The following is a 20,624-nucleotide window of genomic DNA, read 5'->3' as shown; positions in this document are numbered from 1 at the left end:
ATAGGGCTGTTTCCTTTTTGGAGCAGCCTTTGCCTTTACTGGTACGGTGATAACACCGTCCATAGGCTAAATGGATTTAGGAGAAGGAAAATCGGTTGTAACTATCTTACTCTGTGTAAATTATCAGAAGGTTTTCTCCTGATCTTTATTATTTAATTTTATATTGCAACTGCCAAAAATAAGTTTAGCTACTTATTGGCAAAGCTTAACAATTATTACCTATTACCTTACGATGAAAGAAAGCCAAAAAAAATTTCTCGCGCAATTCGATCAACCATTAAGAAAACACATCATCAATTTTTGCAATACCATTACAGCAACGAAATATGATGTATATATTTTACTAGCTCGTAAAGCAGCTTGTTTCATAGACACTCTTATTGAAATTGACTTAATTGAAATTAATGGAACATTAATTTCAGATCGGGTACTTGAATTTAATGCAAACTGGCTAGAGGAGAAAACAGTAGCAATAATTGACGACACAATCATTTCAGGAACTTCTATTCATAAGTTGATCGATAAGCTTGATAAACTAAAGATCAAGAAAATTGACGTCTATGCTTTTTGCGTAAACGAATATTGGTTTGTCGACGATATGTTAGCCGCCAAAAACGGCACAAGTTATTTACAACGTCCTTATTTAAAACTTGACCACACTTCCAGCCTTAGATTTTGCAAACATATTGTTGATGCTTTGGCTATAGCGCCACGACCGTACAATATCGATTTTCCAATTTATGAGCGAATAAAGTTAAATAATACCAAACTCGAAAAACTGTATTCATCAAATTACTGGCGAATCGTAAATACCACAAGTAACAAGCAAACTGACCACGATATTCTTTGCTGTACTATTAACCCTACGACGAAGTTCATAAAGATGTTTGATCAGCAGGTTGGCTGGAAAATTAGCGGATCAGCTCATTTTAAATTAAGGTTATATGCTCAAAAAAAGGTAGACCAAAACCACACGACTTATTTAGCGAAGGTAGTTCCGTATATAATTTTCAACCCAATAAGTATAAAAAATACAGATAAAATTATAGCTGCGATTTGCAACGCAGAAAGTATATCTATGACTGATATAAGTCATCTTTTTTATACTGAAAGCTCAAAGCTAATTTTTATCCAATTCTATTTTGCAGAAAAATTGTTCAATACCTGGCTTGATTGTACAAGCGATATCGTCGAGACCGGGGTCAAATATGTAAAAAATGTCAGAAGTCTATATTTCTTGTTCCCACCCGAAATAATAACCATCCTGAATGGTATGCCTCAAAATAAAGCTATTGAATTTGAGGTTGAGGATCATCTATTTTTAAGCGAACACCCTGTAATCGATAAACAAAAAGATGAATTTAACCCAACGCTAAACCTTTATAATTTAATTCAACCATTTTTGAATCTCTATTATGAGAAAGAGTTGCCCGCCAGAAGGATTGTAAAGAGACTCGGAAATAAAGCTTTTGAGGATATTGAATTTATTGATAAAATTAACAGACTAGATGACGGTATAAATATCCAAACACTAAAGCAAATCATTTCAGCCAGTGTAACCAGCATATCCGACGTTAATCAGATTCTATCTCTTTTCCTAGATACTTTTGTCGATAGCGGGGTCATTGTACCCATTACCGTGAATAAAAAGGGATATCTCTATCGGGGTTATCGTCATGGAGAAGAAGTGCCGTGGGGTAATTATAATAACCGATTATTAGGCAAGTATTTTCAAAGATATCTCACCAATATAAGTGCAAATGATTTAGCACAAACATATTTTCAAAAATTGCTTGTACTATTCGTAAAAATCGGCTTAAAAGAAGGGGTGCTGGAAGAGTACAGTACTTTAACACCAAAAAAACTAAAAGTCAAATTGCTTAGTATTAAAGCTCACTTATTCGGGATGGTCTCCGATTATACCGAATTAGAGCCGCTAACAAACAGGGAATATTTACCGATAATAGATCCCAATATTAAATCTTACTGGACGTCAAAGTTTCTGGAAGATCTCGGTATGATTTCTCTAAATAATAAAAGTAATTTTGTATTTGACTTTAATAAGTTTGACACACCTTATACAAGTGACCGAGAGCCAGATGAACCATCTGATCTTGACGAAGCTGATTTAGATAAGGTAAATGAAATTGCTGATCTGTTCGGTTTGTTGAGGAAAGAGAAACAACTAAACGAAGAACAATTAGTTCTACTAACCTCTTGCATAAACCTTCATGACAACACAGCTTCAATTGCTGCAGAATTACAGATATTTCTTAACTCCGTAAAAGCTTACAAAAATAAGATCAATGCGAATTTAAATTCGGGATTTACAATAAAAAGACTTAAGGATTTAAGAGATTTAAACCAAAATTATATTTGGACGGCAGTAAACAGTGGTTACTATAAATATAAAAGCTACGCGGAGGACCGGGGCTTAGCTTATATTCAAAAAATAACTGATTATTTAATTGCCGAAAGCAGAGATTTCGAAGTCAGGACCTGGAAACGATATTGGCGCACGGAAATAGACTTGTCTAAAAACGAGGAAAATGACTTGGACAATGTAAATGAGGAAATGGGGCAGCTTTTATTGGAAGTCAACATAAGTTTCGGCGTTATACATCAACTCATTTATGAATTCCTGTTTAGGGGAAAACATTTTGAGAGATACTTTGCAGAACTTGATCAAAATCTGTCACAGAATAAAGCTAAGGTTGCTGAAATTGATAAAAAAATCAATGCTATAAACAAAAAGCAGCATAAACAGCCGGATGTAGATGACATTCTAATCAATGCACTTCGCCAGGAAAGGCTGAATGTTAGTAAACTTATTAAAGATGATTCCGAAAATATTAAATATTGGAAAGCTTTTTCGGAAGATAATTTACAATTTATCGATGCGGTTGCAAAATTGTTGCTCACCAAAAGAATTTCATTTAAAAATGTCGGCGTATATGGAATAATTGCATCTAATCAATACAAGGATTTTAAAAATCAGGACATCACAAGATTGTTGAATGAATCATTTCAAACGTTGGATGAACTTACTGCCGATATCAAACGTGTGATGGATGATTATAAGCTTACAGTTCCTGAATGGGGTAAAGTTCAAAGAAAAGTTAGGTACAATACATTTATCCACATTAACTCTAACATCACTGACGTGTCTAAAAGGGAGGAGATATCGAAAATCATTAAGTATTATCTGGGAGAATTTGAAATTGAAGAGTTCTCTCATCCAAGTGAAAATAAAACGATAAACCTGTTAAGACCGGTTGATGCAAAAATCGGCGGCGGTCAGGTAGTAGGCCTAAGAGGACAGTTTTCTTTAGAGCGTATGGTTAAACTTTCCTGTAAATTATTAAGTGCATTTGCAGAAAAAAATATTGACGTTAACATATCTGCCTACCCATATTTTAGAAATGAGGGCATTGACGCTTACTTTAATAACCAAACGAAGAACTTTGATATTATTAAGGAACCACTGTTTTCGATGTTTGAAGCAAATCGGTTTATTAACAAAGTTGTTATTTACGATCTACACAACTATTGTAAACTCTCTGATATTCTTCATATCAAGCTGGTCAATTTTACAAATAAATATAATGTTAACGCAGGTAATTCAGAGGTGTCTGAAAAAAATAGCTACCTGATAACAATTAATGAAGCCATGAAAACGACTAACAAAACTATAGGTGTAGTCACTGCATTGCCTAAAGAGTTCGCGGCAATGAAAGAAGTTTTAGACTATGATAATGTTCCTTTTAAACGCCCGGAACATGATGACAATGACTATGCCATCGGCTATATAACAAATAATGACGCTGAAAATATTAAGATCGTGATTGCGCTAATGAAAGAAATGGGGACCAATAATGCGGCCAGTACAGCGACAAATTTATTCCGCTCATTTCCAGAAATAGAAGAGATTATTGTTTGCGGGATAGCGGGAGGTGTGCCTCATATTTCAAACGTTGAAAAGCACGTGCGTTTGGGTGATATTGTCGTTACCAACAGAGAAGGACTTTTGCAATACGACAACGTAAAAGAAACAGACACCGAAATAAAAATAAGAGACACTTCTCCTAAACCGTCTGCAAAATTACTTGGCAAAGTGAATCTTTTGATATCCGACTATGAGGGCAATAAAAAACCGTGGATCGATCATTTAAAAAAGCATGAAGGGAAACTAAGAAAATCTAATAGACCTGGCACCGAATCTGATTTGCTTCGAATTAATGGGGTACTCGTAGAACACCCTTTCGATTCAGACCGTGTTGCGTCAGAACCCAAAGTTCACCATGGGTCTATTGGTTCATCTAACACCTTATTAAAAAACGAAAAAAAAAGGGATATGCTTAGAGACCAACACGGTGTTATGGCCATTGAAATGGAAGGTCCGGGTATTGCAGACGCCACTTGGACACTAACAAAGGGATACTTAATCGTTCGAGGAATTGTTGACTATTGCAATACTGACAAAAATGATGATTGGCATAATTATGCAGCAATTTGTGCAGCCTGTTATGTGAAGGCAATTATACAGAAACTATAATAGTAGTCATTACCTTATTATTTCGCCTTGTAAATTTCACGAATAATGTTCAAAATTACCTCTAAGTGTTGTAGTGGGGTCCCTTGATCCCCGCCTTCGCTCGCCGAAGCGAGCTACGGCGGACAAAGTCCGCTGTACTTGCGAAGGAGAGCCGCCTGCCGAAATAGAGCGCGACTAAGAATTTAAAGCCTGATGAATTTTATATTTATCAGGCTTTTCTTATTTTCACACAATCATGTGGTACTAGGTTTACATCCTCGAACTTAATAACGGCAAGCATTATGTAGGCTGTACTATAAACTTAAAGGAAGATATACTCGTCACAAAAAAGGATATGTCCCTGCAACTAAATTCCATCTTCCTGCAAAACTGGTATGGTGTTGTTCGTTTCCTGACAGATATAAAGCTTATGAGTTTGAACGTTACCTTAAATCTGGATCAGGCAGGGCTTTCGCTTCAAAGCATTTATTAGTGAAATAAAAAAGTAAGGAAACGGATCAGGTATTCGATTGTGCTCATCGCTCTATACCTTGTCTATAATCGCTTCGCTAGTATACCTCAAAAAAAATGTAAATAAATTTGTGCAACTCAAAAGTTGCATATATATTTGCAACCTGAAGGTTGCTTATTTAGATATTGTAAAATGAAACAGGATATATTTCAGGCCATAGCCGACCCTACACGCCGGGCTATTTTGACTTTACTCGCCATCCAGGCATTGACGCCAAATGTAATGGCCGAAAAATTTGATATGACCCGGCAGGCCGTATCAAAACATATTAAAGTATTGCATGAATGCGACCTGATTAAACCCGAGCAGAACGGCCGGGAGATCTATTATCACTTTAACGCAAAAAAAATGCAGGAGTTTGACCATTGGTTAGCCCAATTCAGGCAAAACTGGGAAACTCAGTTTAACCAACTTGACCAATTATTAACAACAATTAAAACACAGGAATAATGAACAACGATTTGCTATTTGATTTTAACGTTGACAAGGCAGCGAAAACGGTTTACATCACCAGGGAATTTAATGCCGGGCAGTCTTTAGTATGGGATGCTTTTACCAAAGCCGAACTGCTGGACCAATGGGGCGCACCCGCACCCATGCGCGCCAAAACCAAGTATATGAATTTTGAAGTTGGCGGGCGGCGATTTTACGCGATGATAAGCCCCGACGGGCAGGAGCGCTGGGCGGTACAGGAATTTACATCGATTACCCCGAAAACCAATTTTAAGATGTACAACGCGTTTTCAGATAAAGACGAAAACCGTGAACTGCCGGGTTCTGAATGGGATTACCATTTCAGCGAACAAAATGGTATAACCAAAGTGGACATTACCATTTTTAACGAATCGTTTGAGCGATTGGAGAAATTATTGGAAGGCTTCAAAATAGGCTTTACCATGACGTTGAAAAACCTGGAAGAACTGTTGGCCACCTTATCGTAGAAAACATAAAAAGAAAATTTACAATCAATTTAAGGAATAAAAATTATGAGAACAATTAACCCATGGATTAATTTCAACGGAAATGCTGAAGAAGCATTCACTTTTTACAAATCAGTTTTTGGTGGCGAATTTGCAAAGATCACTCGTTTCAAAGACCTGGCAAGTGATGATTTTCCGGTAGCAGAAAGTGAAGCAAATAAGATCATGACCATTGCTTTGCCCATTGGCCAGCACAATGTGTTAATGGCCAACGACGTTCCCGAATTTATGGGGCGGGTAAACGAGAACGAAAACAGGTCTAAAATAGTAGTGAGCGCTGAAAGTCGTGAAGAAGCGGACAAAATATTTAACGGACTATCAGCAGGCGGAGACGTTGAAGGGCCCATTGGCGACAGTCCCTGGGGTACATACGCCGGAATGTTTAGAGACAAATATGGTATTGAATGGATTGTAGAATTTGACCCCCAATTATAACGGGTAAATTTAACCGAAGAAAAAAGCGCCCTTACATGGTGCCGGGTCAAATGTCATCTGTTAAGCCAACCATTTGCCCGTAAAGATTACGGCTTCGCTTTCCGCTGATCAAGCTTATAAAAGCCGGCAAAATCTTTTTGCAGGCTTTTTTGATTCACAGAACCTTACGTCTTACGCTGCTTTAATAGGAAGATTAACCGTTCCGCTGTTTTTATTTTGTAAAGTACTATAAAGGCACAGCATCTATCCCTTTTGCTTTCAGTTAGTCAAAAGCACTTGGGCCATTACAGAATAGGGGTATTCTTTTGGATTGGGAAAGTGGTCTGCGTTTTTATATGATGCGATATCAAACCAATCATCCTCTCTATCCCAAAACGGGGCAAGGGGTTAAGTAGCTATTGTTCCCGCCGTTCTGGTATAATGGGTTTACTTCAGGCCCTAATTGCCCATTTTTCGAGCTTATCGACCAGTTCATCCAGTTTATACGGCTTGCTGATATAGTCGTCCATTCCTGCATCCATACAAATTTTTATATCAAGTTGCAGGGCATTAGCCGTCATGGCTATAATAGCCGGGCGCACTGCATAGCGTTGCTTTATAATCCGTGTTGTCTCCAGTCCATCCATTTTTGGCATTTGTACATCCATTAAAATAATGTCATACGCTTTTTTGTCCACCAATTCCAGGGCTTCCAATCCATCGGCCGCCAGATCAGCCTCATAGCCTAATTTCGACAAAATTTTCATGATCAGTTTCTGGTTCATCAGGTTATCTTCGGCAACAAGGATATTTAAAGGGTGCAACAGCGAAAAATTATTAGGCAATTTATGTTTAGCCGCTTCAGCCGGCTGATGCCCGTTTACCTTTGAATTTGACTGCGAACCAAGCTCTTTAATAATTTGCTTAAACAAAACATGTTGTTTGGCCGGCTTGGTTAAAATGGAACAAAAAAGGCTCGGGTTAGCTTTATGATAAATGTGGCTTGCCGAACTCAGCAACATAATTGATAACCCGGGGTATTCCTTACGTATAGCAATTGCCAGTTCAACACCATCCATTTCGGGCATCTGCATATCGGTAATGACCAGGCTGAAACCATCCTCCTGTGCTAATATTTTAAGAGCTTGCTTACCCGACTGTGCTATAACGGGTTTTAATTTCCATCGTTCAAGCTGGCCGTTTAATATCCGGCAATTGGTATCATTATCATCAATTATCAAAATCTTACTGGATTCAAAACCATTCATGTTATAGTTTTCATGGATCTGATCGGGCAGGGAGCTTTTTTGGCACCGGACAGAAAAATGAAACGTGCTCCCTTTGGCAATTTCGCTTTCGACGGTAATTTTCCCACCCATCAACTTTACCAATTGCTCGCTGATCACCAGGCCTAAACCGGTGCCGCCATACTGCCGGGTTGTTGATGAATCAACCTGCGAAAACGCTTTAAACAGCCGGTCTAATTTATCGGCCGGTATGCCAATACCGGTATCTTTTACCCCGAAACCTAATTCAATCTGGCCATCACCGTAATTATGCAGCAAATTTACCCCAACAAAAATCTCCCCCTTTTTTGTAAACTTGATGGCGTTGCTTATTAAATTGATCAGTATCTGGCGCAGCCTTAAACTATCGCCTATGATTTGGGCAGGCACATCATCTGCTATCTGGTACGCCAGATCTAATTCCAATTGGGCGGCTTTGTTTATAAATACGTCAAAAACTTCTTCAAGGCAGGTGCGCAAACTGTAGTCTTTTTCCTCCAGCTCCATTTTGCCCGATTCTATTTTCGAAAAATCCAGGATATCATTGATCACCGACAGCAAATCTTCGCCACAGGTTTGTATGGATTGGGTAAAGCTCAACTGTTCTTCATCCAAAGTGGTTTCAGCCAGTAACGAGGCCATCCCGATAACGCCATTCATGGGCGTCCTTATTTCATGGCTCATGGTGGCTAAAAATATGCTCTTGGCCCGGTTAGCCTCCTCGGCTTCCAAAACCAGTTTTTTTTCATTTTCTATCGCCTCGGCCAGTTGCATGGTGCGTTCCTTAACCTGCCGCTCCAGTTCTTTTTTTTGTTGAACAACTGCATAGTGACGGATGAAATAGAACGCCAGAGCGCCCCCGATAAAAATCATGGCTACAGCCAGTTTAAACCACCAGGTAAGCCAAAAAGGCGGTGTAATTGTAATGTTAATAAAGGTGCCGGTGTTATTCCATTTACCATCGTTGTTGGATGCCCTTACCCTGAAGGTATAAGTACCGGCATCAAGGTTGGTATAAGTAGCCGTGCGTTTGGTGCCGCTATAATTCCAATCCTGGTCAAAGTTTTCCAGTTTGTAAGCATATTGGTTTTTTTCAGTCGCCGTATAATTCAGCGCTGCAAATTCAAATGTAATTACCGAATGCTTGTAGGACAGTTTTATGGCGGAGGTTTCGCTGATATCCTTTTCAAGAAGCGAATCCTTATCGCCTGGTATTATCTGTTTGTCAAATATCTGCAAACCCGTAATATAAACCGGCGGGATAAAAGTGTTGTCTTTTAAACTATCGGGATAAAAAGTACTGAACCCGTTTACCCCTCCAAAAAACATTTGCCCGTCGGCGGTTTTATAACTGGAATGACCTTTAAACTCATCTCCCTGTAACCCGTCAGAAATATTATAGTTCCTGATAGTCTTAGTTTGCGGGTTAAAGCGGGCAATCCCTTTGTTGGTACTTAACCATAAATTACCGTGATGATCTTCCAAAATAGTGTGGATCACATTGTTAGGTAAGCCGTCTTTTTCGTTGTAAGCCGTAAATGTTTGGGTATGCTTGTTAAAATAGTTTAATCCCCCGCCAATGGTACCAACCCATAAACCGTCATTGCCAGCCTCTGTAATAGACACAATAGTGTTATTTGATAGGCTCTGTTTGTTGTCCTCATCATGTGTGTAATGTATAACGCGGCCACTTTTAATATCCAGTTTATCCAGGCCGCTTTGGGTGCCTATCCATATATCGCCCTCGTTATCCTGAAACATGATCGTAATAATATCACTGCATATACTGTTATTATCTTTAGTATTGTGCTTATAGCGGGTAAAAGCACCGGTTTTTATGTTGTAAAAATTTACGCCGCCGTTCCAGGTGCCTATCCATAAATTGCCGTCCCTATCTTTAAACATGTTATTGACATCTGCAATGGAAAGGCTGTTCGGGTTGTTGGCCTGTGGCATATGGTGTATAAAAATGCCGCTTTTTTTATCGAACAGATCAAAGCCCCCAATATGATAACCAAGCGCCAGGCGTCCTTTGTCTATCGGCACAATAGACATGATATAATCATTACTGATGGTATTGATTTTTTTATCATTATGCTGGTAACGAACAAAGGTTTTTTTCTTCCTGTTAAATAGGTTAAGGCCGCCGCCATCGGTGCCGATCCAAATGTTTTCATCATAACGGTCTCCCGATATAGATAAAATATTATTGTTACTTAAACTATTTGGATCACCAGGGATTTGACGGTAGGAAATGAATTTATCACCAAAGTTGGGTAGAAAATTAACACCGCCAGAGTAAGTGCCGATCCACGTGTTACCAAGGTCGTCTTTATACATACAATAAACAGAATTGCTGCTCAGGCTTTCGCTATCGTTTGCATTATATGTGTAAGTAATAAAATTATTGGCCTGGCGGTCAAACACGCTGATACCCCCGTTTTCGGTACCTATCCAGAGTTTCCCGTCCTTATCTTCCATCATCGAAAGTATATCGTTATGGCTTATGCTGTTGGTGTTATCGGGGTTGTGGGTGAAGTTTGTAAACAAATTGGTCTTCTTATCGTAGTGGGCTACCCCGCCACCCCTGGTACCTATCCATATATCGCCTTTATGGTCCTTAAAAACGGTTTTTACCATATCCGCGCCAATGCTGTTCTTATTTTTGGGATGATAGGTATAATGAACAAATTTGTGGGTCTGTGGGTCGAACTTTGATAAGCCGCTTGCGGTGCCTATCCAAAAATGGCCGTCGTTATCTTCGGCTATCTGATAAATAAAATCGTTTAAAGCGGTACCGGTTTTATGGTCAGTGCGGCTATAATTTGCAAACGAACCTTTTTGCACATTTAGCAGGTATAATCCTTTGGCGGTTCCCAACCAGATCCTTTTCCTGCTATCCAAAAAAATATCTCTTATGGCGCCCATTGAACCGGCAGGATAATGGGTAAAAGTGTTTTTATCCCGGTTAAGCCTGTCCAGCCCGCCGGCCGTGGCAACCCACAAATTGCCGGCCGGATATTCCAGGATATCGTATACCAGGTTATCAATAATACTCGATTTGTTGTTCCTGTCGTTTTTATAATGGGTGAATTTATAGCCATCATACTTATCAAGGCCATCTTCGGTGCCAAACCACATGAAGCCCCTGCTGTCTTTTAAAATAGCGCTTACATGGCTTTGCGAAAGACCTTCAACCGTAGAAAGATGTTTAAATTTAGGGCTTAAGACCTGCGAATTGGATAAGCCCGGATAAAACATGAAGAAAAGGAAAATAAAAAGGGTTGTTTGTCTCATTTTGCTTGCAACCCTTTAGAGGGAATGCATGTTATGATTAATTCATAATTAATTTTCCTTGTGTCTTATATTTTTATTGAGGGGGATAATTACGATTTTCTTTTATCTCAAATTTAACTAAAAATAGTTGCATTTTCTTTCTTTTTAGTTAAAGTATGCTAATCCTTATTATATGAAGAAAATGGATAAATAAATGGGAGAGAGGAGATTGACATTCCGGATCCACTAAGCGCCTTGTTCCGGAATATCAAACCTATCATTCCGAAGTACTCTAATCGGCTACGCATTTCCCCGCAACTTCATAAGTTATCAATGGTCAAACCCGCTTAAATTAAATTTGAGGGGTTTTCTCATCAGTCAATTTAACCCTGCTTTATCAGGTTTATTTGTCTTAATCGTTGATTATGTCTATTTTGATCATCCAATTTAATAACCTGATTTATGCGTAAAAAAAATTTACTCGTTGCAATAAATGTCGTTTGTACAATTATATTTAGCGTTGATATAAGCTTTGCGCAGATAGGGAAGGATAAATTGTTATTTGGCGTTGCTTATTATGACGAGTACATGCCCTACGACCGCCTTGATAAGGATATCAGCATGATGAAAGAGACGGGTATTAACGTTGTCCGGATTGCCGAATCCACCTGGAGCACGATGGAACTGCAGGAAGGCGTTTACGATTTTAGCCATATCGACAGGGTACTTAACGGCATGCATCAGGCTGGTATCAGCGTAATCATAGGTACTCCAACCTATGCGGTGCCCACCTGGCTGGTTAAAAAATATCCCGATGTGTTGGCCATTACTTCCAGGGGCCCTAACCAGTACGGGCCACGGCAAAATATGGATATCACCAATGTCCACTTCAGGGCCTATGCCGAAAAAACGATCCGTAAAATGCTGGAACATATTAAAAACCATCCGGCCATTATCGGTTACCAGATTGATAATGAAACCCGATCGTACGGAACAAGCGGCCCTAATGTGCAGGCCCAGTTTGTGGCTTATATGAAAGCCCGGTACCCTTCGCTGGATAGTTTAAACAAAATATTTGGCTTGGATTACTGGAGCAACCGGATCAATAACTGGGATGATTTCCCCTCGGTGAACGGAAGTATTAACGCCAGTCTTAATGCCGAGTTTGCTAAATTTCAGCGCTCGCTGGTCACCGATTACCTGGCGTGGCAGGCGGCCATCGTGCGCGAATACAAAAAGCCGGAACAGTTTATTACGCAAAACTTTGATTTTGACTGGCGGGGATACAGCTATGGCATACAAACCGAGGTTGACCATTTTGCGGCGGCAAAAGTATTGGATATTGCCGGTGTAGATATTTATCACCCCTCGCAGGATAAGCTTACCGGGGCCGAGATCTCGTTTGGCGGAGATGTAGCCCGGTCTATGAAAGGCGGTCAGAATTATCTGGTGATGGAAACAGAAGCTCAGGGCTTCCCTCAATGGGTGCCTTATCCAGGTCAGCTGCGGTTACAGGCTTTCAGCCACCTGGCTTCGGGGGCCGATATGGTTTCGTACTGGCATTGGCATTCGATACATAATTCGGCAGAAACTTACTGGAAAGGCTTGCTCAGTCACGATTTTGAACCCAACCCAACATATGAAGAAGCAAAAACCATTGGCGCCGACTTTAAAAAACTGGGGCGGAACCTGGTTAACCTGAAAAAGAAAAATGATGTAGCTATATTATTCAGTAACGAAGCGTTAACCGCGTACAATGCTTTTGGCCCGGGTAACTATAATAGCATTCTGCGGCCCATGTACGATGTTCTTTATAACATGAACGTGGGTGTCGACTTTATAGATCCATCCAGCAGGCAATTAGAAAAGTATAAGTTAATTGTGGTGCCGGCACTATATGCCGCGCCCGATAGCCTGTTACGGCGTTTAAACCTGTTTGTTAAAAACGGCGGCCATGTGGTATATACATTTAAAAGCGGTTTTGCTGATGAGCATAACAAAGTAAGATCGGTACGCCAGCCGGGTCTGATTAGTGAAGCCTGCGGAATCACATACAGCGAGTTTACAGTCCCTGAAAAGGTAAGCTTTAAAGGCGATCCTTTTCATGTAGGCAACCAAAACTATGCCGACAAATGGATGGAACTGATTACGCCCACCACCGCCCGGGTACTGGCCTGGTATGATCACCCCGCCTGGGGCAAATATGCAGCGGTAACCCAAAATAACTATGGCAAAGGCATGGCTACCTATATTGGCTGCGGTACCAGTAATGCCATCACCGAAAAAATACTGGAAGACGCGGTGAAAGGTGCCGGGCTTTGGGGAAAAGACCAGGTACTGAAGTTTCCGCTGATCGTTAAATCGGGTACCAACCAGCTGGGGAAAGCTGTTCATTATTATTTTAATTACTCGGCCGTGCTGCAGACGCTGATCTATCCGTACCCCAAAGGCAAAGCCTTGCTCACGGATGAACCCGTAGCGACGGAAAGCCAGATCACCCTACCTGCCTGGGGTTTCCAAATTGTTGAAGAAATATGATCTCCGGTTTTATGAATTAGCTGGCAACCTGAATAACGTTACTTACTTTATCCAGATATTCGCGGGGCGATGTGCCGGTAATACTTTTAAAAACCCGGTTAAAGTTGGTAATACTTTTAAAGCCGCATTGATAGGCCGTTAGGGAGATGCCTTCAAACTGATGCGCGGTTAGTTTTTTGCAGGCCTCGTTTATCCTGACTTCGTTTAAAAAGGAGATAAAGGTATGGCCGGTATGTTTTTTGAAATATCTGCAAAATGATTCCGGCGTCATAAAGGCAGCTTTGGCGGCATCGGCCAGGGTAATGGGCTCGCTGTAGTGCTGCATAATGAAGTTGTAAATATTACCTATCCTGATCCCCTCGTTATCGGTAATAGCCGGCAGATCGCCGTAGGATGATAGCGGTTCCAGTTTGGTGTTGATTAGCAAAAATTGTTTAAGCAGATTTAGAAAAAGCATTAACTGATCGATACCTGTGTTGACTTTAATCACATTCATGAGTTGGGTTACATCGGCAAAGGAATGATCAGGGATTTTAAAACCCTGCTGATGCTGTTGCAAAAAAAGCTTCAAAGCCTTCATCTCCGGCAGGCCAAACAAGCCCGACAGGATGCCATCCGGATCAAAGAAAAATGTTGCCGCCTTAACGGAAAGGCTGTCGCTGTCAAAATATTCGGGGTTGCTTTTAAACAGATGAGGGAGATTAGCGCCGATAAAGAAAATATCCCCGGCCTTATAATCATGCATATTGTTACCTGCAATTAAGGTGCCCTCGCCCTGCTGTATCCAGGTGATCTGGGCTTCTTTATGCCGATGTAAATAAGGATAATGATAAGGCAGTTCTACCTGGTCAACAATCACGCTCTTATCATGCGCTACCGGGATTGTAAATTGAAGTACCTTCATTATGCGTTAAATAATGATTGAATTTACATAAATTAACCCTCAAATGCAATTATTTGATAATTTAAGATAAAATATAAGAAGAGATAGGTAAAACAGGAATACGGGAAGCAGGCATCTCAGCATAGATATCACCAGGGGCAGGCCAATTAATTAAAACGATTGGCAGAAAAAGGTTCGATAGCTATTGCCGTTTGGGTGTTGTTAATTATCTGGCTTACCAGTAAACCCGTTGCCGGGCCCAGGCTTAGTCCCATCATGCCGTGGCCGGTTGCAATAACCAGGTTATTGTATTTATTACTCCGGCCAATATAAGGCAAGCCATCGGGCGATGACGGACGGAAACCATACCAGATATCTTTTTCAGCAGGCAGTTCGGGATGCAGATCGGGGAAGTATTGCGGTATGGCATTTACAATGCCTTGTACCCTGTTGATATTGATACGTGTATTGATCTGATCAAGCTCCATTGTTCCGCCATAGCGTAAATGACCGTTCATGGGGGTAATAGCAACCCTTGCTTCGGCTAATAAGGCGGGTATTTGCATCCGTTGCTGCTGTTCTTTAACCATAAACGAGTAGCCTTTGCCCGGCATTAAAGGTATCTTAATCTTAACCAGTTTGGCAACCGATGGCGACCAGGAACCGCCTGCTATGATGTAGTGGTCTGCCGCCCATGCTTTGTCGCCGGTGAAAACTTTGGTAATGCTGCCGCCCGTTGTTTCTATCCTGGTCACCTCGTGGTTCCGGGCAATTTTTACCCCTTTTTTAACCAGGTATTGCAATAAAGAAAACATCAGATGATTGGGATACAGGTGCGCATCGCAGCGGTAATGCACAGCGCCAAGCACATCCAAACTTAATTCGGGTTGCAGGGCAAGGCATTCGGCAACGTTAAGTACCTGCATATCTAAACCCAATTCGCGGCCTTTTTGTGCCAGGTGCGCTTCCTCTTCGGCGGCTTTATCGGTTTTGTAAAACATCAGGATCCCTTTTTCTTTCAGCCCGAAATCAAAATCGGGTTCGCTGGCAAGTTCCTGGTAAAGGCTTTTACTCAGCAGCGAAAGTTCGGTTAAGGGTACGGCAGATCGTTCCACATGCCGCGTGTTGGCATTCTTCAGAAATTTGATTCCCCACGAAAACAGATCCGGGTTTAACGACGGGCGCACATAAAAAGGACTCTTGCTGTTAAACATCCACCGGATGCCCTGACTGATCATACCGGGAGCGGCCAGCGGAACAAAATGGCTGGGGACGATCATCCCGGCGTTGCCAAACGAGCAATTATCGGTAAGGTCGCCTTTATCCAAAATAGTTACATCATACCCGGCCTTACTTAAATAATAAGCCGAGCTAAGCCCTATAATCCCACCGCCGATAATTAATACTTTAGACATATTTTATTTAACCAATCCCGATACAATTCAATTTTTTATATAACCTGAAACCCGTGAGCGTACGGGTCATCATCATCTATTTTAATGGTGTTATAGCCATATACTTTCGCCCATCCTTCTATACCCGGGATAATCGCGTCTATATTACCCACCTTTACTACATCCTCTACCGTGCCGGTAAACTTGCTGCCGATAATACTTTCGTGGATAAACGCGTCGCCCTTTTTTAATTTTCCTTTGGCATGCCACTGCGCCATCCGCGCCGATGTGCCCGTGCCGCAAGGCGAGCGGTCAATAGCCTTATCGCCATAAAAAACAGCGTTGCGGGCCGTAGCATCTGCAGATAAGGTTGCGCCCGCCCACAAAATGTGCGTACAGGTATTTATGGTAGGGTTTTGCGGATGCACAAAGGTGTACAGTTCATTGATCCGCTGGCGGAGGATACGGCTCCAGCCGATCAATTGTCCGGCGGTATAATGTTCCAGTCCGGCAAAGTTTGGCTGCGGGTCAACAATGGCGTAGTAGTTACCTCCGTAAGCTACATCAATAGTTAAAATACCCAGATCGGGGCATTCTACCTGCAGGTTTTCGGCGGCTAAAAAAGAGGGGACATTGGTTAACTTTACCGAGGTAACCTTGCTGCCTTCCTGCTTGTAGGCAATGGTTACTAAACCGGCAGGCGCTTCCATCCTGATCACTCCGGGTATTTTAGGCTGGATAAGTCCTTCCTCAATAGCAATGGTAATGGTGCCGATGGTGCCGTGCCCGCACATGGGCAAACAACCGCTGGTTTCGATAAACAAAACGGCCACATCATTTTCGGGATCATGCGGCGGGTATAAAATACTGCCCGACATCATATCGTGCCCGCGTGGCTCAAACATCAGCCCGGTGCGAATCCAGTCGTACTCCTTTAAAAAATGCTGGCGTTTTTCACTCATGTTAGCCCCAACAAGCGTTGGCCCGCCGCCGGCAACCAACCTTACCGGGTTACCGCAGGTATGCGCATCAATACAAAAAAAGGTTTTACTGCTCATCTTATTCTTTGGTGCGGTTATTATTTACCTGTCGCCATATATTTAAAGGGTTAGCCGCTTGTAATTCGGGCGGCAACAGGCTGTCTTCCCAATCCTGCCAGGCCAGGGGCCTTGCAAAGCGATAAATAGCGCCGGTACCTACCGACGTAAATCGACTGTCGCTGGTAGCAGGAAACGGCCCGCCATGCTGCATAGCCGCGCAAACTTCAACCCCGGTTGGTACCCCGTTAAGGATAACCCGTCCGCTGATAGCGCTCAGGGCATCTAATATCCCGGTATATTGCGATAGTTCGGCACGTTCGGCCATTACGGTTGCGGTAAGCTGCCCTTCAAGCGACTGGATAACTTCCTGCAGCTGTAAAACATCATCGGCAACTACTATTAATGACCATGGGCCAAAGATCTCATCACGGAACTTTTTATTGCTGATAAACGCCGATGCCGGCACTTGTGCTACAGTGGCTACAGATTGATTTATTTTCCCGGTATCGATGGTTTTTGATTGGCTGATCAGGCCCAGGCCGTTTTCGGCCAATATCCTGGCGGTTTTGTCCTGATAATTTTGCCAGATGCCCGGCGTAAGCATAGCTGCCGATGGCACGGCTTCAATAGCGTTGCCCAATGCCGTAATAAACTCTGCTAAGCCATCAGATTGTACGGCCAGTATTAAACCAGGATTAGTGCAAAACTGACCAGCCCCCAGGGTGATAGAAGCGGCATATTTGGCAGCAAGGCCCTTTGGGGCGCTACTTAATATCCCCGGTAGCAACACAACGGGGTTAACACTGCCCATCTCGGTAAAGACAGGGATAGGGGCCTCGCGTTCCTGCGCCAGCTTTATTAAGGCCATGCCGCCGTTAAACGAGCCAGTAAAGGCCACCGCTTTGGTTTGTGGATGCTTTACCAGTTGGGTGCCTACGCTATACCCGTCATCGTATAATAACGAGAAAACGCCTTCAGGCATACCGGTTGATCCGGCTGCTTTGATGATGGCCTGCCCAACAAGCGCGCTGGTACCCGGATGCGCCGGATGCGCTTTTACAATAACCGGGCAACCCGCGGCCAATGCCGATGCGGTATCGCCGCCGGCAACAGAAAAAGCAAGCGGGAAATTACTGGCGCCAAACACCACAATAGGGCCAATAGGTACCAGCATGCGCCGGAGATCCGGCCGTGGCAGCGGTGTACGATCGGGCAGGGCCTCGTCAATAACGGCATCTACCCATGATCCTTCTTCTAAAAGCTGGGCAAACAGCAGTAATTGCCCGGCGGTGCGGCCCAACTCGCCGGTGATGCGGCCAGGGGGTAAACCGCTTTCGGCAACCGCTCTGTTAATTAGCGCCTCGCCCAATGAATTGATTTCGGCCGCTATCGCGCGTAAAAAACCGGCTTTTTGTTTGCCGGATATGGTACGATAAGTTTTAAAAGCATCGGTTGCGGCCTGTAAAGCGTTGTTAACCGCTAAAGCATCGGCATTAATAAAATCCCCTTCCAGCTGATTCCCGGTAGCCGGATCAAAAGCGCTGAAGGATGGGCCATTAACGCTGGCATAAGCACAGGCAACAATATTATTCCCGTTGATCATTTAGATAGGTTAAGCATTTATTCCACTTAATACGCCCCAACTGCCTTCCGGTAACTCCGGACGGTTGCTTAAAGCCGAATGAATCGTATTCAATACCGTTTCGCGCTCGGTACCGCTTAACGGCAGGCGCGGGGCTCTTACGTTTTCGGTACCAATGCCTGTAGCTACTTCTGCCAGTTTGATATATTGCACCAGCTTGGGATGGATATCTAATTCCAGGACCGGCAAAAACCAACGGTGTATAGCAATAGCCTCCTGGTACCTGCCGGCTTTCACCAGGCGGTAAATAGCTACTGTTTCTTTCGGGAAGGCATCAACCAAACCGGCAACCCAGCCCACAGCACCCATAATAAGGCTTTCGGCAGCAAGCGGATCTACGCCCGATAAGATCTTATAACGGTCGCCAAAACGGTTGATGATCCTGGTGATATTGATCACATCGCGGGTAGATTCTTTAATAGCCTGGATATTATCATAAGCGGTTAATTGCTCAAACATATCCAGCGTTACTTCAATTTTATAATCAACCGGGTTATTATAGATCATAATAGGCAGGGGGGTACTTTGCGCTATGGCGGCAAAATATGCTACTGTTTCATCATCATCGGCCTTGTAGCGCATTGGCGGCAGCAGCATTAAGCCGTCGGCACCGCATTCAAAAGCTTTTTTTGCTATGGATACCGCGCTGCGGGTAGTTTGCTCGGCGATATTTAGTATGACGGGCACTTTACCGTCAACCAATGCTAAGGTATGGGTAAGCAGGGTGAACTTTTCCTCTTCGGTTAAGGAGCTGGCCTCGCCTAACGATCCGCCTAAGATGAAACCGTCTACACCGGCTTCCAGCTGCGCCAGGATGTTTATATCAAAGGCATCCAGGTCCAGTTCATCATTATCAGTAAACTTTGTAGTTACTGCCGGGAAAACCCCTTTCCATTCAAATTTTATCATGATCGTATCGTGTAATATCTATTGCAAAAATAGGCCGAAAATTTACCGTTTATAAGCTGCAATTTAACACATACTTGCTTGATATTATCCCGATGGCTGTTTTATATGTGCCATTCCGTATTTCGGATAGCTATTGCAAATTTTGATTAATTGTTTGTTTACAGGTGATATTCGGGCCATGGCGTAAACATTTAGTCGCGTAATGATGTATTACTATAGCAATTTTAATATCCTGTCATGTTTTTATGTACGGGTTAATTGTTCGGTAATTGCCTTTGTTATTTCATGACTGATGTAAATCCCGGCCTTATCCATTACTATACACAAATAAATAAAATATGAAAAATCCCCTAACACTATTAACCGCCGGTACCCTTTTATTAGGTGTGGCCTGCGCCCAAAAAACTGTTTACAGCAGCCCTGCCGGGTACGATTTTAACCACCCTGTAAAGTTAGCCGTCCCTGCCGGTTTATCAGAAATATCGGGTATAGCCTTTAATAAAGGTGATGCTAAAACCATTTTTGCCGAAGAAGATGAGAACGGCCGGGTTTACTATATGCGCCCCGGCGATAAAACCGCCAGATTTACCACGTTTAAGGAAACCGGCGATTTTGAAGATATGGCCATTATTAACGGCCAGGTAGTGATGCTGCAAAGTAAGGGCGTGTTGTTTACGTTCCCGGTTAATACCATTAATAAAGCCCGGCCCGATCAGGTGCAAAAGGCTAAAGACCTGCTGCCGAAAGGCGAATATGAAGGCCTTTATGGCAGCGAAAGAGACAGCAAAGTATATGTGCTGTGCAAAAACTGCGATATGGATAAAACGAGCAAGCAATGCAGCGGCTTTATATATGATTTAAGCGCCAATGGTCAATTAAAACAAAGCGGCGATTTCTGGATCAGCGTAAAGCATATAGAAGATATGCTTGGGCAGGACAAAATCCGCTTTCACCCCTCGGCCTTAAGCAGGAGTCCGCTAACCGGCGAGTGGTTTATTTTATCGTCGGTAAATAAAATATTGGTTGTTACCGATGGCAATTTTAAGGTAAGGCAGGTGTATAAGCTAAATCCTGATATTTTTGTGCAACCCGAGGGTATGTCATTTGATGTTCAAAATAACCTTTACATTTCAAACGAAGGGCAACCGCTTCACCCTGCCAATATTTTAAAGTTTATATTTAAAAAACCATAAACC

13 protein-coding genes are annotated in these 20,624 nt (G+C 42.4%); 7 read left to right on the top strand and 6 right to left on the bottom strand.

Annotated features, from left to right (window positions below):
* The first annotated feature begins 232 nt into the window (after positions 1-232).
* From AC07M6_RS13500 to AC07M6_RS13480, 5 genes are all read left to right on the top strand, one after another.
* Complete coding sequence (locus AC07M6_RS13500) at positions 233-4,555, top strand: 5'-methylthioadenosine/S-adenosylhomocysteine nucleosidase family protein (protein ID WP_494890195.1); 4,323 nt, start codon at positions 233-235, stop codon at positions 4,553-4,555.
* A gap of 288 nt (positions 4,556-4,843) precedes the next feature.
* On the top strand, positions 4,844-5,035 hold the full coding sequence (locus AC07M6_RS13495; RefSeq protein WP_494890442.1) for a GIY-YIG nuclease family protein: 192 nt from the start codon (positions 4,844-4,846) through the stop codon (positions 5,033-5,035).
* A 163-nt stretch (positions 5,036-5,198) separates the two neighbouring features.
* On the top strand, positions 5,199-5,516 hold the full coding sequence (locus AC07M6_RS13490) for an ArsR/SmtB family transcription factor (RefSeq protein WP_494890193.1): 318 nt from the start codon (positions 5,199-5,201) through the stop codon (positions 5,514-5,516).
* Entirely contained in the window at positions 5,516-6,007 is a 492-nt protein-coding gene (locus AC07M6_RS13485; protein ID WP_494890191.1) for an SRPBCC family protein, read from the top strand. Before AC07M6_RS13490 ends, AC07M6_RS13485 begins: the two co-directional genes overlap by 1 nt.
* 45 nt (positions 6,008-6,052) lie before the next feature.
* Entirely contained in the window at positions 6,053-6,481 is a 429-nt protein-coding gene (locus AC07M6_RS13480) for a VOC family protein (RefSeq protein WP_494890190.1), read from the top strand.
* 431 nt (positions 6,482-6,912) lie between these two features.
* On the opposite strand, the gene AC07M6_RS13475 is transcribed toward AC07M6_RS13480, so the two are convergent.
* On the bottom strand, positions 6,913-11,043 hold the full coding sequence (locus tag AC07M6_RS13475; RefSeq protein ID WP_494890189.1) for a hybrid sensor histidine kinase/response regulator: 4,131 nt from the start codon (positions 11,041-11,043) through the stop codon (positions 6,913-6,915).
* A 441-nt stretch (positions 11,044-11,484) separates the two neighbouring features.
* On the opposite strand from AC07M6_RS13475, the gene AC07M6_RS13470 reads away from it, so the two are divergent.
* On the top strand, positions 11,485-13,560 hold the full coding sequence (locus AC07M6_RS13470) for a beta-galactosidase (protein WP_494890188.1): 2,076 nt from the start codon (positions 11,485-11,487) through the stop codon (positions 13,558-13,560).
* 16 nt (positions 13,561-13,576) lie between these two features.
* Here the strand turns inward: AC07M6_RS13470 and AC07M6_RS13465 are convergent, their stop codons facing one another.
* The 5 genes from AC07M6_RS13465 to AC07M6_RS13445 all read right to left on the bottom strand — a co-directional run bounded on the left by AC07M6_RS13465 (position 13,577) and on the right by AC07M6_RS13445 (position 19,428).
* Positions 13,577-14,464 carry an AraC family transcriptional regulator gene (locus tag AC07M6_RS13465; protein ID WP_494890187.1) on the bottom strand — a complete coding sequence of 296 codons (888 nt, stop codon included), beginning with the start codon at positions 14,462-14,464 and terminating at the stop codon, positions 13,577-13,579.
* A gap of 146 nt (positions 14,465-14,610) precedes the next feature.
* Positions 14,611-15,858, bottom strand: a complete 1,248-nt coding sequence (locus AC07M6_RS13460) for an NAD(P)/FAD-dependent oxidoreductase (RefSeq protein WP_494890185.1) — start codon at positions 15,856-15,858, stop codon at positions 14,611-14,613.
* Positions 15,859-15,893: 35 nt separating this feature from the next.
* On the bottom strand, positions 15,894-16,895 hold the full coding sequence (locus AC07M6_RS13455; protein WP_494890183.1) for a 4-hydroxyproline epimerase: 1,002 nt from the start codon (positions 16,893-16,895) through the stop codon (positions 15,894-15,896).
* Between the two features lies 1 nt (position 16,896).
* Complete coding sequence (locus AC07M6_RS13450) at positions 16,897-18,480, bottom strand: aldehyde dehydrogenase (NADP(+)) (protein WP_494890181.1); 1,584 nt, start codon at positions 18,478-18,480, stop codon at positions 16,897-16,899.
* A 9-nt stretch (positions 18,481-18,489) separates the two neighbouring features.
* Positions 18,490-19,428: a dihydrodipicolinate synthase family protein gene (locus AC07M6_RS13445; RefSeq protein ID WP_494890179.1), complete on the bottom strand. Its 939-nt coding sequence runs from the start codon at positions 19,426-19,428 to the stop codon at positions 18,490-18,492.
* A 338-nt stretch (positions 19,429-19,766) separates the two neighbouring features.
* Here AC07M6_RS13445 and AC07M6_RS13440 point away from each other — a divergent pair, with 338 nt between their 5' ends.
* Complete coding sequence (locus AC07M6_RS13440) at positions 19,767-20,621, top strand: SdiA-regulated family protein (RefSeq protein ID WP_494890177.1); 855 nt, start codon at positions 19,767-19,769, stop codon at positions 20,619-20,621.
* The last annotated feature ends 3 nt before the right edge of the window (positions 20,622-20,624 follow it).

Source organism: Mucilaginibacter sp. GW821-FHT07H05 (assembly GCF_059418485.1).
This window is presented reverse-complemented; position numbering and strand designations above follow the sequence as displayed.